This is a genomic window from Peribacillus huizhouensis, from assembly GCF_014138605.1.
GTDB lineage: Bacteria > Bacillota > Bacilli > Bacillales > DSM-1321 > Peribacillus > Peribacillus huizhouensis.
Genome location: NZ_JACJHX010000004.1, coordinates 267,332 through 285,733, shown reverse-complemented (window position 1 = coordinate 285,733; position 18,402 = coordinate 267,332). Strand labels below are relative to the sequence as shown.

The following is an 18,402-nucleotide window of genomic DNA, read 5'->3' as shown; positions in this document are numbered from 1 at the left end:
GTAGAATTTTCGAAAAGAGGAATTAAGATGTGGAATATTTGGCACTCTGAACTGCGCATGACGATACGACAGCGATCTTTTTATTCTTTTTTAGTCTTATGGGTTGCTGTACTTTCTCTCTTATTTTTAGTACAAAGTAGCGCTCCATCCTTATCTGGATATACAAATATGACTGGAACTGTGGTCAATGTTGCCTTATATATCATTCCGCTTTTCATGTTGATCATTGGTTCTTTTTCTATCGCCAATGAAATGGAAAATGGCCAATGGAGATTGTTGAATACCTATCCTTTATTTTCTATGTCGTACATATCAGGGAAAATAGGGGGGCAATTTACTGCTCAAGCAATCGTGTTCACGTTTAGTTATGGAGTTAGCTTAGCAATAGGACTAGTAAGTGGCAATGGTTTTTCGAGTGAATGGCTTTTGTCGATTTACTTTTTTTCTATGAGTCTAATTTTTTTCTTTCTCGTCCTTGGTATAACACTCGGATGTATTGTATCGACAAGGTGGCAGGCGTTATCAATATCAGTCATTATTTGGTTTTTCCTAATCATGATTTGGCCGACTGCGTTAATTGGTGTTTTAGGTTTGGTCCCTTATCCATGGATTGCTCCGTTAATGAAATTGGCTCTAGTTGCTAATCCAGCTGAATTTATTCGGGTGTCCTTAGTCATAAACCTTGATGGAGGAGCCGTTTTTGGGCAAGCATATGATTCTCTTGTGCCCTTCTTAGACCCACCATATGGCATCCTTAATTATATTTTATATTTTATTGGATTTATGGCTATTATGTTATTGTTTTCGATGCTCATGCTGGAATGGAGGAAAAGGCGATGACAGGTTTAAAAGTGGAAGATGTCTCGAAAGTTTATAAGAAAAAAACAGCGTTATATCCATGTTCCTTTGAAGCAACGGAGGGGATTTGTGTTGTTTTATGCGGTGGAAATGGCGCCGGTAAAAGTACATTACTACAAATCATTGCCGGCATCCATTCTCCATCAAGTGGCACAACCTCTATTAACGGGAAAGGAATTACCTTAAACCGTGAGAATTATTTAACCGAAATTGGCTTTATGCCTGATGATTTCCATGCCCAGGAAATGATGACGATTGAAGAGTTCCTTAATTTTTATGGATCATTCCGGAAAGTAAAAAAAGATCGAGTAAACGAAGTAATCGATTTGATCGGTCTAGTTGACAAAAAACGTGAGTTAGTAAAAAGCTTATCTAAGGGAATGAGGCAGCGGCTAATATTCGGACAATCTATATTAGCCAAACCAAATGTTTTGTTATTAGATGAGCCGACAAACGGATTGGATCCCTACTGGGTAAATCGGTTTGTTGAAATTCTTAATCAGATTAAAAAAGAGGGTACAATTATTGTTTTTTCTACTCATATGATGGATGTAGCAGCTGAGACGGGGGACATCATTCTATTTATGAAACAGGGAGAAGTCATTGAGACAATCCAGAATGAAAACAAAATAGAAGAGACGACGATGAAATTGATGAAGCTACATCGCCAATGAGATTCCCGAAGGATAATGCAATTTAAATAAAGTATGATAATTGAGAACAAATTTTCATCATTTGTAAAGGATCAATAAGATTCCTGTTAAACAAATCATGATTTTATATGTCACTAGTGGGAGGGTAGTTCTATAATTCATTCATATGTAGAGTTATATCCTACCGACCTTAATAACTTTCTAAGAAATAGGTTGTATCTACTGCCATTTACTTTCATAAGAGCAGATAACACTTTATGACTCTAGTAAAAAGCAGAAGTCGATTAGTTTTGTACTAGGAAATGCGTTTATCATTACCCTTACTTTTGGCTGCCACACACGAAGTTTGTTTATGAGGGGCAACATAAAGGAGTTAACTTTATAGGTAGAGCAATGTTGAAGTGGTACTAGAATTTATAAAAAAGGTTGAATAAGAAGCGTTAAAAATTTAGGATGAGGAGTAGTCAATGCCTTGCAATATACCCCTATTCTATTTATTAAATGGAAAAATACAAAGAGACAATCTTTATAAATAACTGAAGTCAACATACAATGGATTGTTGGCTTCTTTGCTATGCATCCAGTTATTCTACGAATCAAAGTTATCAGGGTAAGAAAATGGTAATATAGGTTAATGTAGTGAGATTTAGTTTAATGAATTCCGTATTAAGGGAGGGGGTGAATGGAAGTCGAAAGTCTGATTAAGAGAAAATTAACAGTCACATTTGTCACGACAATGATTCCTTCTATGATCTTAGCGTATTTTTATATATCAGATAGGATTAAATCGGCACATCCTCATGGTTTAGGAGTGGATTTTTTAGGCTGGTTATCTATGTATAGCATGTATATAGGTTTAATTGTCTTAATTTATGGAAATCTGGTTTCAGTTGGTTTAGAACATCTGCAAAAAAAGTGGTTTTTGAACCACATATGGCTTTACGTTTTGCTTCATGGCATTTTTGGTTTAGCGAATGGTTTGCTTTTTCAGGAATTTACATTGGCGTTATCTGGAATGATCGTTGCTTTGTTCTATGCTTTAATCGATAGATGGCTATTTGTTAGAGCTAGGGTTCAAAAGAGTTATAAGATGTTTTTTCTTTTTCCAGTCGTACTATGCGGTTTGCTTTGGGGGTATTTTCAGATCATGTCTGAACCTTTACCACCCTTTACAATGGAAGACGCTGTTGAATTTGCCACCGTTGATAATGGGACCGTTACAGATGTTTTCCCTAAGTATATTGGCAAATGGGAAGAGCAAATTGATGGTTACCAGGTTGAGAGAGAAACAGCTGTGCAAGAAATAGGAAATGAAAAATATCTGATTACATTTACTGAAAGATGGAATAAAGGAGAGGTAGAGGGTTTCTCGTCTTTTTCGTATGAGGTAGAACGTGGATCTTTAACCGCATCTGGTCGTGAATGGGAGGAACCGCCGTACAATAAATAAATGGATCTTTGTTTAGCAATTTGGTCGGTTAAGCAGAAGACAATGTGCTTCCGATATGTCTAGTACTTGCTACAGAAATTCACTTCGATAATTGGAATTATATTATTAATGCTCTTTCGAACAATACGGAAGCATTGTAAGAATATTATACTCAACTAGTTAAATCATAAAAAATCAGAAGGGTTACAAATTCGGTTGTTCCGATTTGTAACCCTTCTTCTATTAATAAGCTAGCAGAATTTCCGCATTAACAGGTAGCGAAACATGAAGCAAGTGTCACTAAAAATTATGAAAATAGTTATTTTTATGGGAGTAAACCTCCACTGATTGAAGCTTGAACTTTATTTGTACACAGGTTAAATAAATCAGTCTATACCATGTACTTAAACAAGTATTGAATGTTCGATTTTGAAATGAAGTAATTGGCATTGCAAATTTCGACAAAAAATCAATATTGTGAAGATTATTACAATACTATCATGCTATAATAAGAAGCTATTATTTATAGAATATTAAGAAAGAGGGAATTTTATGAATCAAGAACAATATTTGAAGAAGAGAATGGGGTTTTGGTCTCTAACTGCCCTGTCTCTTGGAGGAATTATTGGATCAAGTTGGCTTTTTGGTCCGTGGGCAGCGGCAAAATTGGCTGGTCCTGCAGCTATCATGTCGTGGGTACTCGGTGCAATTGCGATTACACTCATAGCTCTTATTTATGCTGAGTTAGGAAGAGTTAAGCCTGAAACTGGTGGTTTAGGTCGTTATCCTCTATATTCTAATGGGAAAATGCTTGCTACAGTGACTAGTTATTCCATCTGGTTTGGCTATTGTGCAACTGCACCTGTTGAATCAGCAGGAGTTATTCAATATGCTAATCAGTTCTGGCCAGGACTGTATGATATGACAAAAGAGCAACTGACTACTTCAGGTATTCTAGCTTCAACCTTTCTGATGGTATTCTTTGTTGTTTTTAACTATTTTGGCGTAAAATTATTTGCGATTACGAATACAGTTATTACGACTATTAAATTTTTAGTACCAGTTCTAACGATCATCGCTTTCTTTATGACAGGTTTTCACGCAGAGAACTTTACGAGTCAAGGCTTTGCCCCGAATGGGTATGGGGCTGGATTAAGTGCGATATTAACGAGTGGAATATTTTTTGCTTATACAGGATTTGGGAATGTGGTCATGATGAGTGGTGAAGTTGTAAATCCTAGACGTAATATTCCATTGGCTTTGATCACGTCTCTAGTAGCTGCAGCAATCTTATATACATTACTGCAAATTGTTTTTATCGGAGCAGTTCCGCCAGAAATGCTTGCGAACGGTTGGAGCGGAATTAAGTTCGATTCTCCATTTGCTAATCTAGCGCTTATGGCAAATATGGTTTGGTTATCATGGATTATTACAGCTGACGCAATGGTTTCGCCAACAGGTTCAGCGCTGACTTATACAGCTGGAACTTCAAGACATGTGTTTGGAATGGCGAAAAGTGGGTTCATCCCATCATTCTTTGGAACGATCAATAAACGATTTGGTGTTCCAACTCGTGCACTTGCGCTCAATTTCGTTATCGGACTACTGTTCTTATTCCCATTAAAAAGTTGGACTGCCATTGTTGCGATTGTTGGAGCAATTGGTATTTTTAAGTATGCATCAGCATGTGTGACTGTAATGGTTTTCCGTAAGGTTGGTTTGACACAAGACAAAGGTCTCCCAGGTATGCACATTATTGCCCCATCAGCTTTTGTCTTTGCTACATTGCTTATTTATTGGACAAACTGGAGCAGGGTCCAACTTGCAATTACCGGGTTAATTTTAGGAATTGGCGCTTATTTAGTCGTCCATTTTATAAATAAGCATAAATCTATTGAAATCTTAGGTGGCATATATCTTGTTATTTATATATTATTGCTAGTATTGTTGTCCTATTTAGGGAATTTTGGTGGTAATAGTATTGTTCCTGAGCCATTTATGTCTATTGTTGCGGCAATACTTGGATTTATTTTTTACAATTTTGCTGTTTATAACGGCGTTTGGTATATGCGTAAAAAAGGGAATATTGAAGAATTACAAGAAAGTATATCTAATTTAAAGTAATATTTTTTTAAAAGGAGAACTTGTTATGAAGCTTTGGGGTGGACGTTTTAGAAAAGAAGAAAATAAATTGATGGAAGACTTTAATAGCTCACTTAAGGTTGATAAAAGGCTTTATGCTGAAGATATTAAGGGAAGCATCGCCCACGTCAATATGTTAGTGCAATGTGATTTACTCACAAAGAAAGAAGGAGAAGATATTGTAAAAACTCTTCTTTCAATTTTAGAAGATATTGAAAGCGGAACTTTACTTATCGAAGGAAGTTTTGAAGATATCCACAGTTTTGTTGAAGCGCATTTGACTGATCGAATTGGTGAAACAGGAAAAAAACTTCACACGGCACGTAGTAGAAATGACCAAGTGGCTACAGATATGAGACTTTACGCTAAAAATAAGGCGTTAGAAGTGATTGAGTATATTAAGGATCTACAAAATAGCCTCGAACAAAAAGCAAAAGAAAATAATGTGATTATGCCAGGCTACACTCATCTTCAACGGGCTCAAGTGATCACGTTTCAACACCATTTAATGGCATACTATAACATGTTGGATCGCGATAGAAAAAGAGTTCTTAAAGCAATTGATATTATGAATGAAAGTCCATTAGGTTGCGGTGCTCTGGCTGGAACTACTCATACGATAAACCGCGAAATGACAGCAGAAGAATTAGGATTCTCTAAACCGGTAGATAATTTCTTGGACGGTGTAAGTGATCGAGATTATCTTTTAGAATTAATGTCTGATTTTTCGATTATCATGATGCATTTAAGTAGATTAAGTGAAGAATTGATTTTATGGAGTAGTCAAGAGTTTAAATTTATTACGATCGATGACGCTTACTCTACAGGTAGCAGTATCATGCCACAGAAGAAGAACCCTGATGCTGCTGAACTAATAAGAGGAAAAACAGGGCGAGTATATGGCTCACTCACTTCGTTATTAACGACTATGAAAGGTTTACCTTTGGCATACAATAAAGATATGCAGGAAGACAAAGAACCATTTTTTGATTCATTGGATACGGTATTGTCTTGTTTAAACATCATGTCTCATATGATTTCTACGATGAAAGTGAATAGTGAAAACATGAAAAAAGCCGTGAAAGATGGCTTCCTCAATGCAACAGAAGTTGCTGACTATTTAGTTAGCAAAGGAGTTGCTTTCAGAGATGCGCATAGTATTGTTGGTTCAATTGTTATTTATTGTGAAGACCATCATAAAGCCATTGAAGATTTAACGTTAGAAGAATTGAAAAGCTTATCTCCAATGATTGAAGATGATCTATATGAATACATTGATTATCAAAATATATTAAATAAAGGGATTAAAGTAGCTTTATTAAAATAAAGGGAAACTTCCACTATTTGTAGTTCTCTTTATACAAGTAATCAAAATCAGGACAAATTTCTCCATTTGGAGAGTTTGTCTTTTTTCTTGGCTGTTTTCGCATACTTTGTTGCTTTTCAATTTGATTTCCGTTGCAGTACTCGCTTTCCGCTTGCGGGGTCTCCCTCAACATGCTTTTTTCTAAGCAGGAGTCTCGCATATCCGCTCCAATCAACATCTGTTCGAATTTGTTTTTGCGAATAACAACAAACTTTACGAATAGAGCTAAACGGCCTATTCCCATTTGAGTTTAGGAACAGGCCGTTTAATTTGAGCTTTTTTGAAGAGTAGTAGGTCATCTTAAATTAAAAAAATTCTTTTGGCTATTCATTGTAGTGTTAAAATCACTTATGTGAGTGATCGTCTGTAATCATTAGTTAAGCAGCAGATTTCGTTTGCCTATTCGTTGTGAAAAACCACTTCATCATCGGTGGCGTAACGATGGTTGTGACAAGAATGACAACAACGATTACGGCGAATAAATCATTGCTAAGTAGTTTAGATTCTAAACCGATCGCTGCTAAGATTAAGGCCACCTCTCCACGAGACACCATTGCCGCCCCAATTCCTAACGAGCTATTCCAACCAAATCCGGCCAATTTAGCACCCGTTGCCGCCCCAACTAATTTTGTTAGAATAGCTACAATACTTAATAGAACAATCAGACCTAAATGATTCATAATCCCAGAAAATTGTGCAGTGATCCCAATTGAAGTGAAGAATACGGGAACAAATATTGAATAACCGATTGTTTCAACCTTTTCGAAAATTTCATGTTTATAGTCTGTTACACTAATAGCCACACCAGCTATATAAGCGCCGATTATCGCTGCAACACCTGTATATTCAGCTAAGTAGGCATAAACAAAACAAATAATTAAAGCAGCAGAAATAACAGTTTCAGTCACTTTTAAGGAAGCGAATTTTTCTAAGAACCAAGGAACTACTTTCCAAGCAACAAGAATGGCCCCTGCAAAAAATAATACTTTCTTCAAAATAACGATAGTTAGATCCACTTCTCCGCCAGCAAAACTCATTAAGAAAGCCAAAGCGATAATGACGACAACATCATCGATCACGGCTGCTCCTAAGATGGCAGTTCCTTCAGGCGATTTTAATTGATTCATTTCTTTTAATGCTTGAACGGAGATACTCACACTTGTGGCAGAAAGCAAGAGTCCTAAAAACAATGATTGAAAAGAAGTTAGATCCATCATAATTCCTGCAAAATACCCTACAACAAGCGGAACGATGATTCCACCAAAACCTACAAAAGTGGACGCCTTTCCAGTACGTTTAAATTCGTCAAGATCGGTTTCTAAACCAGCTATAAACATTAACAAGATAACACCGATTTGACTAAATGCTGCTAGTGCTTCAGTCTCAGTCACTAATCCTAACACAGATGGCCCTAGTACAATACCGATTAGGAGTTTACCTAAAACGGAAGGTTGCCCCAATCTTACACTGATACTCCCTGCAATCTTAGCTGCAACTAAAATAATCGCTAATTGAAGTATTAACATCTTTATCCCCCTTTTTTTCTGTGGAAAAGGGGCGGGACTACGTAAAATCAGCACCGCCACTTTCATAAAGTGATACAATTTTTAGGACCCGAACTTTTTTCATCACCTGAGTTGTGAAAAGGCTCTCATGAATGTTTTGCGTGAAAAATACAAAAAGAGCCTGTTACCAAAGGACATACTAATCCCTTGGTGACAGGCTCCTCCAAGTACTAATCTTGTATTTTATTAAAACTATCATATCATTTTAAGTAGTGGAATTACAATATTAATATTTTTCCGATTTTCAGGCACTCTTTGTCTTTACAACGATTCTTTTTTTATAATATCGATCGACAAATCGGCCATAACTGGAAGCAAGCACTTGCTGAAAAAGCATGCCTATGACGACAGGCACTGCAACTTGAGCGGGAAAATAGGAAATGGCGATAACAGCACCAGTACTAATATTGCGCATACCACCTAAGAATGTAAGTGACACAACATCTTCTCTGTCCATTTTAAAAAGCCTGCCAATAAGAAAGGAAAACAGGTAGCCAGAAAAAGAAATAAGAAATACGACAATTGTGATGAAGACCAATTTTGCGTCGACATGACGTAAATACGGAGCGATGACCGAACTATTTAACAACACAACGATTCCTAAAAAGATTTTTGAAATTGGTGAAAGGCGTGGACCTAATACAGTTTTTACCTTTCCTTTTGTAACTTGATTAAGCATCATCCCAGCCAATGAAGGCACAACAACCATCCACAATAAACCGCCCATCATGCCGAGAATATCCATTTCTACTTTTTCACCAACCATAACAGACATCGTATATGGAACAATGAATGGTGATAAAAATGTATCAATTAAAATCACGGCAAGTGTAAGTGGGATGTTCCCCCGATAGATGGATACCCAAAGAACACTCGTAATGCCGGTCGGAATAATCATACCAAGAATTAATCCGGTAATCGTATAAACATCCCCGTGAAACACAACATGACCTACACCAAAAGCCCAAATCGGCATAATCACATGTAGAATACACATTGTAATAATGATAGGTAAAGGATGGATCATTACTTCTTTAAAAGACTTAATATTCGATCCCAAACTACCTGAAAACGTCATAAATGCAAACAACCACGGAACTAAAAAAGAAAAGCTATCGACGTAGCTTGCAAACATCACACCAAGCAACACACTTATCGGTGTAATGAACGGCATTTTATTTTCTAAAAAAGCATTTAATTTTTGCAACATCTTCTCGCGCTCCTAAAAAATAAACTATGAAATTATGTAACTACTTAAGCCTATGCAGTATTGTGAAAAATAAGCAACTTCATTATTATGAAAGGCTGTTTTCCAACAGATTGTTGCTTTTAACAATTTTGCAAGCATAGAGTGGATTGTAGCGGAAGGCACTTGACTCCTGCGGGAAATAGAGGAAAGTTCGAGACCCCGGAGACGCGAAGCGTTGAGGAGGCTCGACTTCCTCCCCGCGGAAAGCAAGTGCCTGCAGCGGAAAGGAACGGTTCATTAATTAAAAAAACAACAAACTATGCGAAAACAGCCTTATGAAAAAATGATGATAAAAATCTTGAAAATAGTCAATAAACTTAAGTAGTTACAAAATGATTATACTTAATATAACATATCTCAGCATTCGTATTTGGGACACAATTCCTGATCGTAAAAGTGAAAGAGGGGTACACCCAAAAAAGAAAATTCCATAACAGCTTATAAAGGCATTACCATTAGCATGTCCCAAAAAGGATGATGCTAATGGTAATGCCTTTATTGAAGCTTTTCACTTTTTGCTAAGATCTGAAGGATTCCAATTTTTAAGCGTACCATATTGTATAAAGGTGATGGATGCAATTTTAGGTATCTAATTCCTCTTTTTTTACCCACACTTGAGACCAATTTTCTATTTCTTTCAAAATCGGTTCTAATGAGAAACCTTTTTCTGTTAATGAGTATTCAATTCTAACAGGTGTTTCTGGTATGACATCTCGCTTTACTATGCCCTGGTGTTCGAGTTCTTTTAAGCGTTCAGACAAAACCCTACCGCTAATTGCTATAGAAGATTGGATGGTGCCAAATCGTTGTGGACCATTCAATAATTGATAAATAAGCAAAGTTGTCCAGCGCTGACTTAATAGGGAGACGGCTTTTTCAAATCGCGGACAAATAATGGATTGATTCATGCTCTTTCACTCCTTTAGTTACAATATACCATATTACAATTTAATATCATATGATTTAAATATATAAAGTTACTTGACAAGACCTTATTATAAAAATATAATAACTTACATAAAGTAACTAAAAATAAAGGAGAATAAAAAACATGAATAAAAATGAAGCAGGTGCAGTTATATTACGTATTGTTTTAGGTCTTACTTTTTTCATTCACGGGTTTGTTAAATTTCAAGGAGGAATAAATAACACGGTTGGCTTTTTCGATAGTATTGGGATTCCTGGTTTTTTAGCTTATCTCGTTGCAGGTATAGAGTTAATTGGTGGGATTGCGTTGATACTAGGTATTGGAACACGAATTGTTTCCGTATTGTTTGCTGTAATAATGTTGGGGGCTATATTTACAGTAAAGTTTCCTCTCGGATTTCTTGGTAATGGTCAAATGGCGGGGTATGAAATGGAATTAGCGTTGCTTGCTATGGCTATTTTTCTCGCATTTGCAAATCAATCTCGTTTCTCATTAGACAATAAAGTTTTTAATAAAGAAGAAGGGAAGTAATAACATGGAAAAATTTCATCAGAAGCCAATTACGTTTGTTGGAGAAGTTAGTATTAATGTAATGGAATTGGAACGTGCCATTACGTTTTATCAAGAAATTATCGGTTTGCAAGTATTGGAACGAACTGACCGGAAAGCAGTTTTAACAACAGACGGTAAAACCCCTTTGCTTACGCTTGAACAGCCAACTGATGTGATTCCAAAAGAAGGACGTACATCTGGTTTGTATCATTTTGCCCTTTTGTTACCTACTCGTGCTGATTTGTCGGTCTTTTTACGTCATTTACTTCAAACGGGCTATCGTTTTGGAGCGTCTGATCATTATGTAAGTGAAGCATTGTACATTTCTGATCCAGATGGGAACGGCATTGAAATATACTGGGATCGTCCATCTTCTGAATGGACATGGGCAGATGGAGAAGTAGCAATGGCAACAGAACCGTTAGATGGGGAAAGCTTACTTGCCGAGAGTAATGCCGAGTGGAGTGGATTGCCGGCTGATACATTGATGGGACATATTCATTTACATGTAGCGGATCTTCAAAAAACGGATGAGTTTTATGTGAAAGGGCTTGGATTTACAGTTGTGAATCGATTTGGAGGGGCTCTCTTTACGTCAACTGGAGGATATCATCATCATATCGGATTAAATACATGGAATGGTGTTGGTGTTCCAGCTCCTAAGAAAAACAGTGTCGGACTTAACTGGTATACGCTAGTTTTCGCAGATGAAGAAGCACGAAATAAAGTGATTGAACAGTTACAACAAATTGGTGCTATAGTAACACAAGTAAATGGTGTATTTGTGACAGCTGATCCATCAGGGAATGAAATTCATTTAGTTATTTAAGCTGTTTTGGAGGAACGTGTGATGAAAGAAGATAATGCATTAAATCAGTCTAATTTTGAAATAGGGATCTATACGCTAGGTGATATCGTACCAGACCCCCATACTGGCAAAGTAATCAACGCCCAACAGCGTTTGACAGAAATAGTAGAAGCAGCAAAACTTGCTGATGAAGCTGGACTTGACATTTTTGGATTGGGTGAACATCATCGTTTAGACTATGCGGTCTCAGCTACGCCGATTGTTCTTGCTGCGATTGCCCAAGTTACGAAAAAGATTAAATTGACCAGTGCAACTACCGTATTAAGCACAGTCGATCCTGTTCGCTTATTTGAAGACTTTTCGACATTGGATCTGCTATCAAACGGACGCGCTGAGGTTATCGCGGGACGTGGAGCGTTTATAGAATCTTTTCCACTTTTTGGGTATGATGTCAACGAGTATGATGACCTATTCGAAGAGAATATTGATTTGTTTTTAAAGTTGAACGAACAAGAGAAAATCTCATGGACTGGCCGATTCCGTTCAGCACTTCGCGATGCTGAGATTGCACCACGACCTGTTCAAAAGCAGCTACCACTTTGGGTTGGTGTTGGTGGATCTCCTGAGAGTGCAGAGAGAGCAGGCAGGTTTGGTGTTGGAATGGCTTTAGCCGTTCTCGGTGGCGACCCAAATCGATTCAAACCGCTCGTTGATATTTACCGTAAAGTGGGCGTCGAAGCAGGTCATAATTTGGCTGACTTAAAGGTAGGTGTTACTGGGCACACATTTATGGCTGAAACAACTGAGCAAGCCAAGGATGAGTACTATCCTTATTATTCAAATTATTGGGAGTATGTTAATAGTCAACGAGGGATGAATACACGAATGTCCCGCGCTGATTTTGAACAATTGTCAAGTCCAGACACGGCATTATTTGTTGGTAGCTCGCAGCAAATTATTGAAAAAATTCTCTATCAGCATGAGTTATTCGGGCATCAACGATTTATCGCCCAAATGGATATCGGCGGGATCCCATATGCTAAAGTTGCCAAAAATATTGAACGATTAGCAACGGAAGTAGCCCCAGTCATCCGACGTGAATTAAGTAAATAATCATTAAATCCTTTAACGGCTAGTAACCCCCCACCTCAAGGATTAGAGGAATTAAAGAAGCGTAGCGGGAAACTTGTCGTTGGTGCACAAACAATCAGTAGGGGATGAGATACCCCTTACTGATTGAAGTTTTACTTTCTCTAATTAAAAGAGTATTCAGTTATGATGTTCATCCCACTCTTCTAATGACATCATTTTAGAGCCTTCCCCAACATCCAATCTTAAAGGGGCCATTAATTCAAGTAAGTTGCCATCCGGATCTTCAAAATAAATGGCGGCGTGAGCGTTCAGTTTATGTGACAAGACAAGTGGTTGTTTCTCTTTAGGAAATCCAAAAGTGGTGGTAATTGGTATTCCTTTTGATTCGAGCCACTCTTTCGCATTTCTGATATCGTTTAGATCAACATGCCATGCAATATGTCTTAAAGAGGGATGATAAGGTGTGTCAACTTTATCTGTTTCCCACAAACCTAACCAGCTATGCCCTTTATCAATCCAGAAGAAAGCTAATTTTTCATGTTGATAGGCAAGTTCTAAATCTAACTTTTTATAAAATTCTATTGAGTTCAAAAGATTACTTACAGGTAGATGTGCTTCATAAAGACCTTTGATCATCATATTCACTCCTTTTTGTTATTGACCCATTTCGTAAAGAGTGTTGTTTTTAGCAAGTAACAAATTCGAGCGAGGTGGATCGTAGTGGATGCTCTGGAGAAGCTCTTGAGCCGCCCGCAGTGTGCAATTTGAAATTATTTCTAAAAAAAGAAACCATTAAGGCTCCCTACGATCATCATTACTCATAAAACGCTCGTTTTTTGCAATGCTTCATCACTATATTCTGATGATAATGGTAGAGGTTTGCTGTGTTAAAGTGCCACTTTCAAATCGATATCAATTTTCTAATCTAAATGATTAAAATAGAAAGTTAAGTGTGCAATAAAAACATCTTGCGAAACATGAATAATTATTTTCTGAATAAACTGAATTATATAATTATATACTGTTTCTTTCCTTTTATAAATGAATTTACATTATTATTTTGATAGCAAGGTTAACTTTCTAGTCAGATAGAAGCGAGCGCATGCTATTTCATGGTGAGGGCGTAAATGGATTAGAACTATATATTTTTTAGCGATTTGTATAAGAACAACACGTTTTTGATCAGTTATTTTCTAGAAAAGTCTGATTACTTATGGTACACTAATACATCGTAAAGCCCTCGTGTTTAACAACTTGAGGGCCTTTTGTTTTGTTCTTAAAAGTAATGGGAACTCTAAATAGGGAAATCATACACGTATGACATGTATAAAGGGGTATAAAATGAATCAAGTTCAAAAATTTGCTTTGATGGTTTCGTTGATATATGTCCTAATTGGTATTCTGTGGATAATTAGTACTGATTCGATATCTTTAATAATAGCAGCTGAAAACTTTCACTCCTATGCAACCTTTCAACGAGCAAAGGGCTGGGGGTATATTTTCCTGACTGGTACTGTTTTATATGTATCGCTCATTTATTGGGGAAAGAAATTACTACATTCGGAAACTGAGTTGAAACGAAAAGATGTTCAATATCGTTCGCTTTTTAAACATAATCCGGATGCTGTTATCGAGTTGGATTTAGAAGGAAATATTAATTCTATCAATCCAGAGGGGGAAAAAATACTCGGTGTTACGGAAAGAGAAGTAAGGGGTAAGTCCCCGGCCTCTGCTATTTTTATTGAAGATGTTGAAAAGATTCAAGAGTATTTTCTGTTAACTTTAAAAGGAGTAAAATCCTACTTTGAAGCAATTATCCATACAGATGGAAAGAAGAAAATTCTAAGATGCTCCTTCTTTCCTATAATAATCACGGAAGAAATTGTAGGTGTATACGCTCTTGCTAGAGATGTTACGTCCCAGCGTCATGATGAGGAGATGCTTATTGCCTCAGAAAAAATGACGGTGATAGGTCATTTGGCAGCAGCAGTAGCTCATGAAATACGCAATCCTTTAACTTCATTAAAGGGATTTGTACAATTGATGCAAGCGGATAAGGAAGTTGCTCCTTACTATCTGAAGATTATGGAGGAAGAACTTGAACATATTAATATCATTTCAAGTGAGTTGTTAATACTTGGAAAAAAACAAGAGATTTCACTGCGGCTCCATAATGTTCGTGAATGTGTATCGAAAGTTGTGTGGTTAATGAAAGCCCAGGCGAATCTAGACAATCTCGAATTGGATTTAATTGAGGTTTCAGATGAGCCAATCTACATTATTGCAGATGATGTACAATTGAAACAGGTATTTATTAACCTGATAAAGAATAGCATCGAAGCTGTAGGTAAGGATGGAAAAATTAAAATTGAAATCAAAAAAACAGAAAGAGATGCAATCATCGTGGTATCGGATAATGGAAAGGGAATTGATGAAGATCGATTGAAATACCTTGCCCAGCCTTTTTATTCGACAAAAGAAAAAGGAACAGGACTCGGTCTTGCCATTTCGCACAAAATTATTCACCGCCACAACGGAGAAATGACCTTTGAAAGTAAAAAAGGACAAGGAACAATTGTAACTGTTAGGATTCCATTAGCAAACGAAGAAGAACAAATGATACTATAAAGAGAAACTTCAATCATTGGGCTTTCTTCACTCTACTGATTGTTAGTCCCGTTCTACTGTTGCTAAGATCGCAGCGACAGCTTCAACAGTACGAACTAAGGTTCAACTAAATCGCTGAAGATCCTAGCGGTAAGTTTCACTGTATCTCACCAATCGTACATTTACGGGCTTACGATTCCTCTAAGCCTTGAAGTGGGCGTACTGCCCGTTAATGCGGGATTAAGATAGCTTGAATATTAAAGGAGAGTATTATGACTGACACACCTGAATTTATTAAAACAATGAAACCATTCATCCAAACTGCTTGGGAGAAATCTGGATTTTCCCGGTCGACTCCCATTCAAAGTAAAGCGGTGCCTGTGATAATCGCAGGAAAGGATATCCTTGCTGAATCACCAACTGGTACAGGAAAGACCCTTGCTTATCTACTGCCTGTTCTTGAAAAAATAAATCCTGAGAATAAAACACCGCAAGCCCTCATCATGGCTTCTTCTCGAGAGCTTGTGATGCAAATAGCCGAAGAAGTTCGAATTTGGGCAGAAGGAAGCGGAATTACGGGAGCTTCATTCATCGGTGGTGCAAATGTAAAGCGCCAACTCGAAAAATTAAAAAAACGGCCGCAAGTCATCGTTGGAACTCCAGGACGCGTATATGAGTTAATTATGCAAAAAAAACTGAAAATGCATGAAGTTAAAACGATCGTCCTTGATGAAGGTGATCAGTTAATAGTTCCTGAGCATATGGCGACGATTCAAAATATTATCAAGACAACAATGAAAGATCGCCAAGTGCTGATGTTTTCTGCCACTCTTCCAGAACAGACTGAGAAGTTGGCCCGTGATCTAACGAACGAACCTGAAGTCGTTAGAGTCGATAAAAGCGAAAAAATGGAGTCTAAGGTAGATCATATTTATTTTGTTGTTGAACGACGCGAAAAAGCTAAAATACTTGAAAAAATCTATCGTCTAGAAGGATTAAAAGGGCTCGCTTTTTTAAATGATATCGCCGAGATTACCGTTTTAAAAGAGAAACTAGATTATAAAGGTATCAAGCTCGCTGTACTTCACGGCGAGTCAAATAAAGTCGATCGAGAAAAAGCGCTAAGGCATTTACGCTCAGGGAAAATGCCCTTGCTATTAGCAACAGATGTTGCAGCAAGAGGCTTAGATATTAAAGGTCTTACTACAGTTGTTCATGCAGACATGGCAGAAAGCGTGGAACAATACGTTCACCGTTCTGGTCGTACAGGAAGAGCTGGAGCAGATGGTACAGTCATTTCAATAGTCACAGAGCGAGAAGAGCGAGAGTTAAAGAAAATAGCTCGCGAGCTTGACATTACATTAAGCAAGAAAACATTTTACGGTGGAGAAATTGTGGACGCACAACGATAAAGTGAAACTTCAGTAGGAAGGCTTCATCCCTTACTGATTGTTAGATACACCCTCTTACAATCTTAATCCCGTGAAGGGGGAAAAAGCAGCGGAATCAAGAATTCTCGCTGCTTTTTTACTAAAAAAATCTCACGTTTTAAAAACCATCTTCGGAAGCTGCAAATGGAATGTTTAATCTAGTTTCTACTGCACGAAGTCTTTGGTTTAATCTGTTCAGGCGGCGTGTGTGCAGTTGGTCGTTTTGATTTAGTCGAATGATTTCTTGGTTAATGCGTAATATTTCTCTGTTCAAGCGAGTGATTTCTTGGCTTAGTCTGTTTATTTCTTGGACTTGCTGTTCATTTTGTCTTTCAAGTTGTCTAACTCTTCTTTCCAGTGGAGTCTGTCTATCAATGTCCTCTTGTTCATATTGTTGATATTCGGAATTAATCGGATCCTGTGAATAATAAGCATTTTGTTGTGGAACATAGTTATACTCCTCTGGAGCATATTCAAACTGTCGTTGTGGAATATACCCTGGATAGTAACCATATGGATTCATCTTTCGCAACTCTCCTTTTGAAATCTGGGTTAATCCCTAATACATTATGTGGAAGTTCAAGAAGGAACAGGGCTAATGCCTAAGAATAGATAATATATTTATTTTTTTGAGACAAGTGCGACGCAAATTCTATTGCATACGTTTAATCATTAGCCAAACATGAAATATAATAACGTTAGTTGTTGACAAAAAGTAAGTGATGGTATATATTTTTAATCAGAGATATTTTTAACCGAGATATTGTTGTGTGAGGTTTTTTAAGTCGACTAGAAGAAATTAGGTAATTTTCTGCAGATAAGTGGTACAAAAAAGACTTCAAAAATTGTTACGACAAAAGCAAGAAACTATAACACATACTTCTAATTTCGGATGGGCTTAATGAAAAGTCATATATGTTGACAATATATCGGGATATTATCTTGAATTAAATATGTTGCGGATCGAGATTTATAAGTCATAGAATAAGAAATCAGATCAAGGTGTAAATTAATTAAGATTAATTAAGATTGCCTAGATTGAAGTGTTTTTGAAAATATTTTCAGGCGGTGAAAGAAGTGGGTTTTTTCGATAAATTATTTGGGAAATCAAATAATAATACAAACGAAACAGGAGGAAATGACATGTTAAAAATAGGGATTGTTTTAGGTAGCACTCGTGAAGGACGCGTTAGTCCACAAGTAGGAGAATGGGTAAAAGGAATTGCTGATAAACGTGGCGATGCAGAATATGAAATCGTGGATATTGCTGATTTCCAATTGCCGTTTTTAGGAACAACTGATGGAACAGAACCAGGTATTGCAGCTTGGAATGAAAAACTTGCTAACCTAGATGGATTCGTATTCATTGTTCAAGAATACAATCACAGTATTACAGGAGCATTAAAAAATGCCCTTGATTTTGCTCGTGAAGCTTGGAACAACAAAGCTGCAGGAATTGTAAGTTATGGTTCAACTGGTGGAGCTCGTGCAGCCGAACATTTACGTGGAATCATGGGTGAATTAATGATTGCTGACGTTCGTGTACATCCGACATTATCGTTATTTACAGATTTTGAAAACGGCAGTGTTTTCAAACCAGCTGAACTACATCTTGATAATGTTAATGCTATGCTTGATCAAGTTAACGCATGGAGCGGTGCATTAAAAACTTTACGTAAATAAGAAGGGTTAACAACGAGGAGGGGATGACAAATCCCCTCCT

The 18,402-nt window shown here is 37.1% G+C and carries 16 protein-coding genes; 11 read left to right on the top strand and 5 right to left on the bottom strand.

All coding sequences use genetic code 11. The features are described 5' to 3' along the window. The first annotated feature begins 27 nt into the window (after window positions 1–27). The 5 genes from HNP81_RS08950 to argH all read left to right on the top strand — a co-directional run bounded on the left by HNP81_RS08950 (window position 28) and on the right by argH (window position 6,409). Window positions 28–840, top strand: coding sequence for an ABC transporter permease (locus HNP81_RS08950; protein WP_182502370.1), 813 nt, complete (start codon window positions 28–30; stop codon window positions 838–840). Then, entirely contained in the window at window positions 837–1,532 is a 696-nt protein-coding gene (locus HNP81_RS08945) for an ABC transporter ATP-binding protein (protein ID WP_028389874.1), read from the top strand. The genes HNP81_RS08950 and HNP81_RS08945 overlap by 4 nt, the downstream gene beginning before the upstream one ends. A gap of 661 nt (window positions 1,533–2,193) precedes the next feature. Beyond that, window positions 2,194–2,961, top strand: a complete 768-nt coding sequence (locus HNP81_RS08940; RefSeq protein ID WP_182502369.1) for a hypothetical protein — start codon at window positions 2,194–2,196, stop codon at window positions 2,959–2,961. Between the two features lie 531 nt (window positions 2,962–3,492). Continuing rightward, window positions 3,493–5,064, top strand: a complete 1,572-nt coding sequence (locus tag HNP81_RS08935; protein WP_182502368.1) for an APC family permease — start codon at window positions 3,493–3,495, stop codon at window positions 5,062–5,064. A 25-nt stretch (window positions 5,065–5,089) separates the two neighbouring features. Beyond that, the gene (gene argH / locus HNP81_RS08930; protein WP_182502367.1) at window positions 5,090–6,409 is read left to right on the top strand and encodes an argininosuccinate lyase; all 1,320 of its coding nucleotides are present in this window, start codon (window positions 5,090–5,092) and stop codon (window positions 6,407–6,409) included. 416 nt (window positions 6,410–6,825) lie between these two features. Here argH and HNP81_RS08925 read toward each other — a convergent pair whose 3' ends face one another. From HNP81_RS08925 to HNP81_RS08915, 3 genes are all read right to left on the bottom strand, one after another. Further along, window positions 6,826–7,974: a cation:proton antiporter gene (locus tag HNP81_RS08925; RefSeq protein ID WP_182502366.1), complete on the bottom strand. Its 1,149-nt coding sequence runs from the start codon at window positions 7,972–7,974 to the stop codon at window positions 6,826–6,828. A 283-nt stretch (window positions 7,975–8,257) separates the two neighbouring features. Further along, complete coding sequence (locus HNP81_RS08920; RefSeq protein ID WP_182502365.1) at window positions 8,258–9,223, bottom strand: bile acid:sodium symporter family protein; 966 nt, start codon at window positions 9,221–9,223, stop codon at window positions 8,258–8,260. Window positions 9,224–9,843: 620 nt separating this feature from the next. After that, window positions 9,844–10,170, bottom strand: a complete 327-nt coding sequence (locus tag HNP81_RS08915) for a winged helix-turn-helix transcriptional regulator (protein WP_028389880.1) — start codon at window positions 10,168–10,170, stop codon at window positions 9,844–9,846. 143 nt (window positions 10,171–10,313) lie between these two features. Between HNP81_RS08915 and HNP81_RS08910 the strand changes: the two genes are divergently transcribed. The 3 genes from HNP81_RS08910 to HNP81_RS08900 are packed head-to-tail and all read left to right on the top strand — an operon-like array spanning window position 10,314 to window position 12,663. Then, window positions 10,314–10,721, top strand: coding sequence for a DoxX family protein (locus HNP81_RS08910; RefSeq protein ID WP_028389881.1), 408 nt, complete (start codon window positions 10,314–10,316; stop codon window positions 10,719–10,721). Window positions 10,722–10,725: 4 nt separating this feature from the next. Then, a complete protein-coding gene (locus HNP81_RS08905) occupies window positions 10,726–11,571 on the top strand; it encodes a VOC family protein (protein ID WP_028389882.1) in 846 nt (281 codons plus the stop codon). 21 nt (window positions 11,572–11,592) lie between these two features. After that, window positions 11,593–12,663, top strand: a complete 1,071-nt coding sequence (locus HNP81_RS08900) for an LLM class flavin-dependent oxidoreductase (protein WP_182502364.1) — start codon at window positions 11,593–11,595, stop codon at window positions 12,661–12,663. A gap of 156 nt (window positions 12,664–12,819) precedes the next feature. Here the strand turns inward: HNP81_RS08900 and HNP81_RS08895 are convergent, their stop codons facing one another. Further along, window positions 12,820–13,278, bottom strand: coding sequence for a VOC family protein (locus HNP81_RS08895; protein WP_182502466.1), 459 nt, complete (start codon window positions 13,276–13,278; stop codon window positions 12,820–12,822). A 705-nt stretch (window positions 13,279–13,983) separates the two neighbouring features. Here HNP81_RS08895 and HNP81_RS08890 point away from each other — a divergent pair. Further along, window positions 13,984–15,270, top strand: coding sequence for an ATP-binding protein (locus tag HNP81_RS08890; RefSeq protein ID WP_182502363.1), 1,287 nt, complete (start codon window positions 13,984–13,986; stop codon window positions 15,268–15,270). Window positions 15,271–15,521: 251 nt separating this feature from the next. Beyond that, complete coding sequence (locus tag HNP81_RS08885) at window positions 15,522–16,661, top strand: DEAD/DEAH box helicase (protein WP_182502362.1); 1,140 nt, start codon at window positions 15,522–15,524, stop codon at window positions 16,659–16,661. Between the two features lie 136 nt (window positions 16,662–16,797). Here the strand turns inward: HNP81_RS08885 and HNP81_RS08880 are convergent, their stop codons facing one another. Next, the gene (locus HNP81_RS08880) at window positions 16,798–17,202 is read right to left on the bottom strand and encodes a hypothetical protein (RefSeq protein ID WP_028389887.1); all 405 of its coding nucleotides are present in this window, start codon (window positions 17,200–17,202) and stop codon (window positions 16,798–16,800) included. A 554-nt stretch (window positions 17,203–17,756) separates the two neighbouring features. Here HNP81_RS08880 and HNP81_RS08875 point away from each other — a divergent pair. Beyond that, window positions 17,757–18,362, top strand: a complete 606-nt coding sequence (locus tag HNP81_RS08875) for an NADPH-dependent FMN reductase (protein WP_182502361.1) — start codon at window positions 17,757–17,759, stop codon at window positions 18,360–18,362. The last annotated feature ends 40 nt before the right edge of the window (window positions 18,363–18,402 follow it).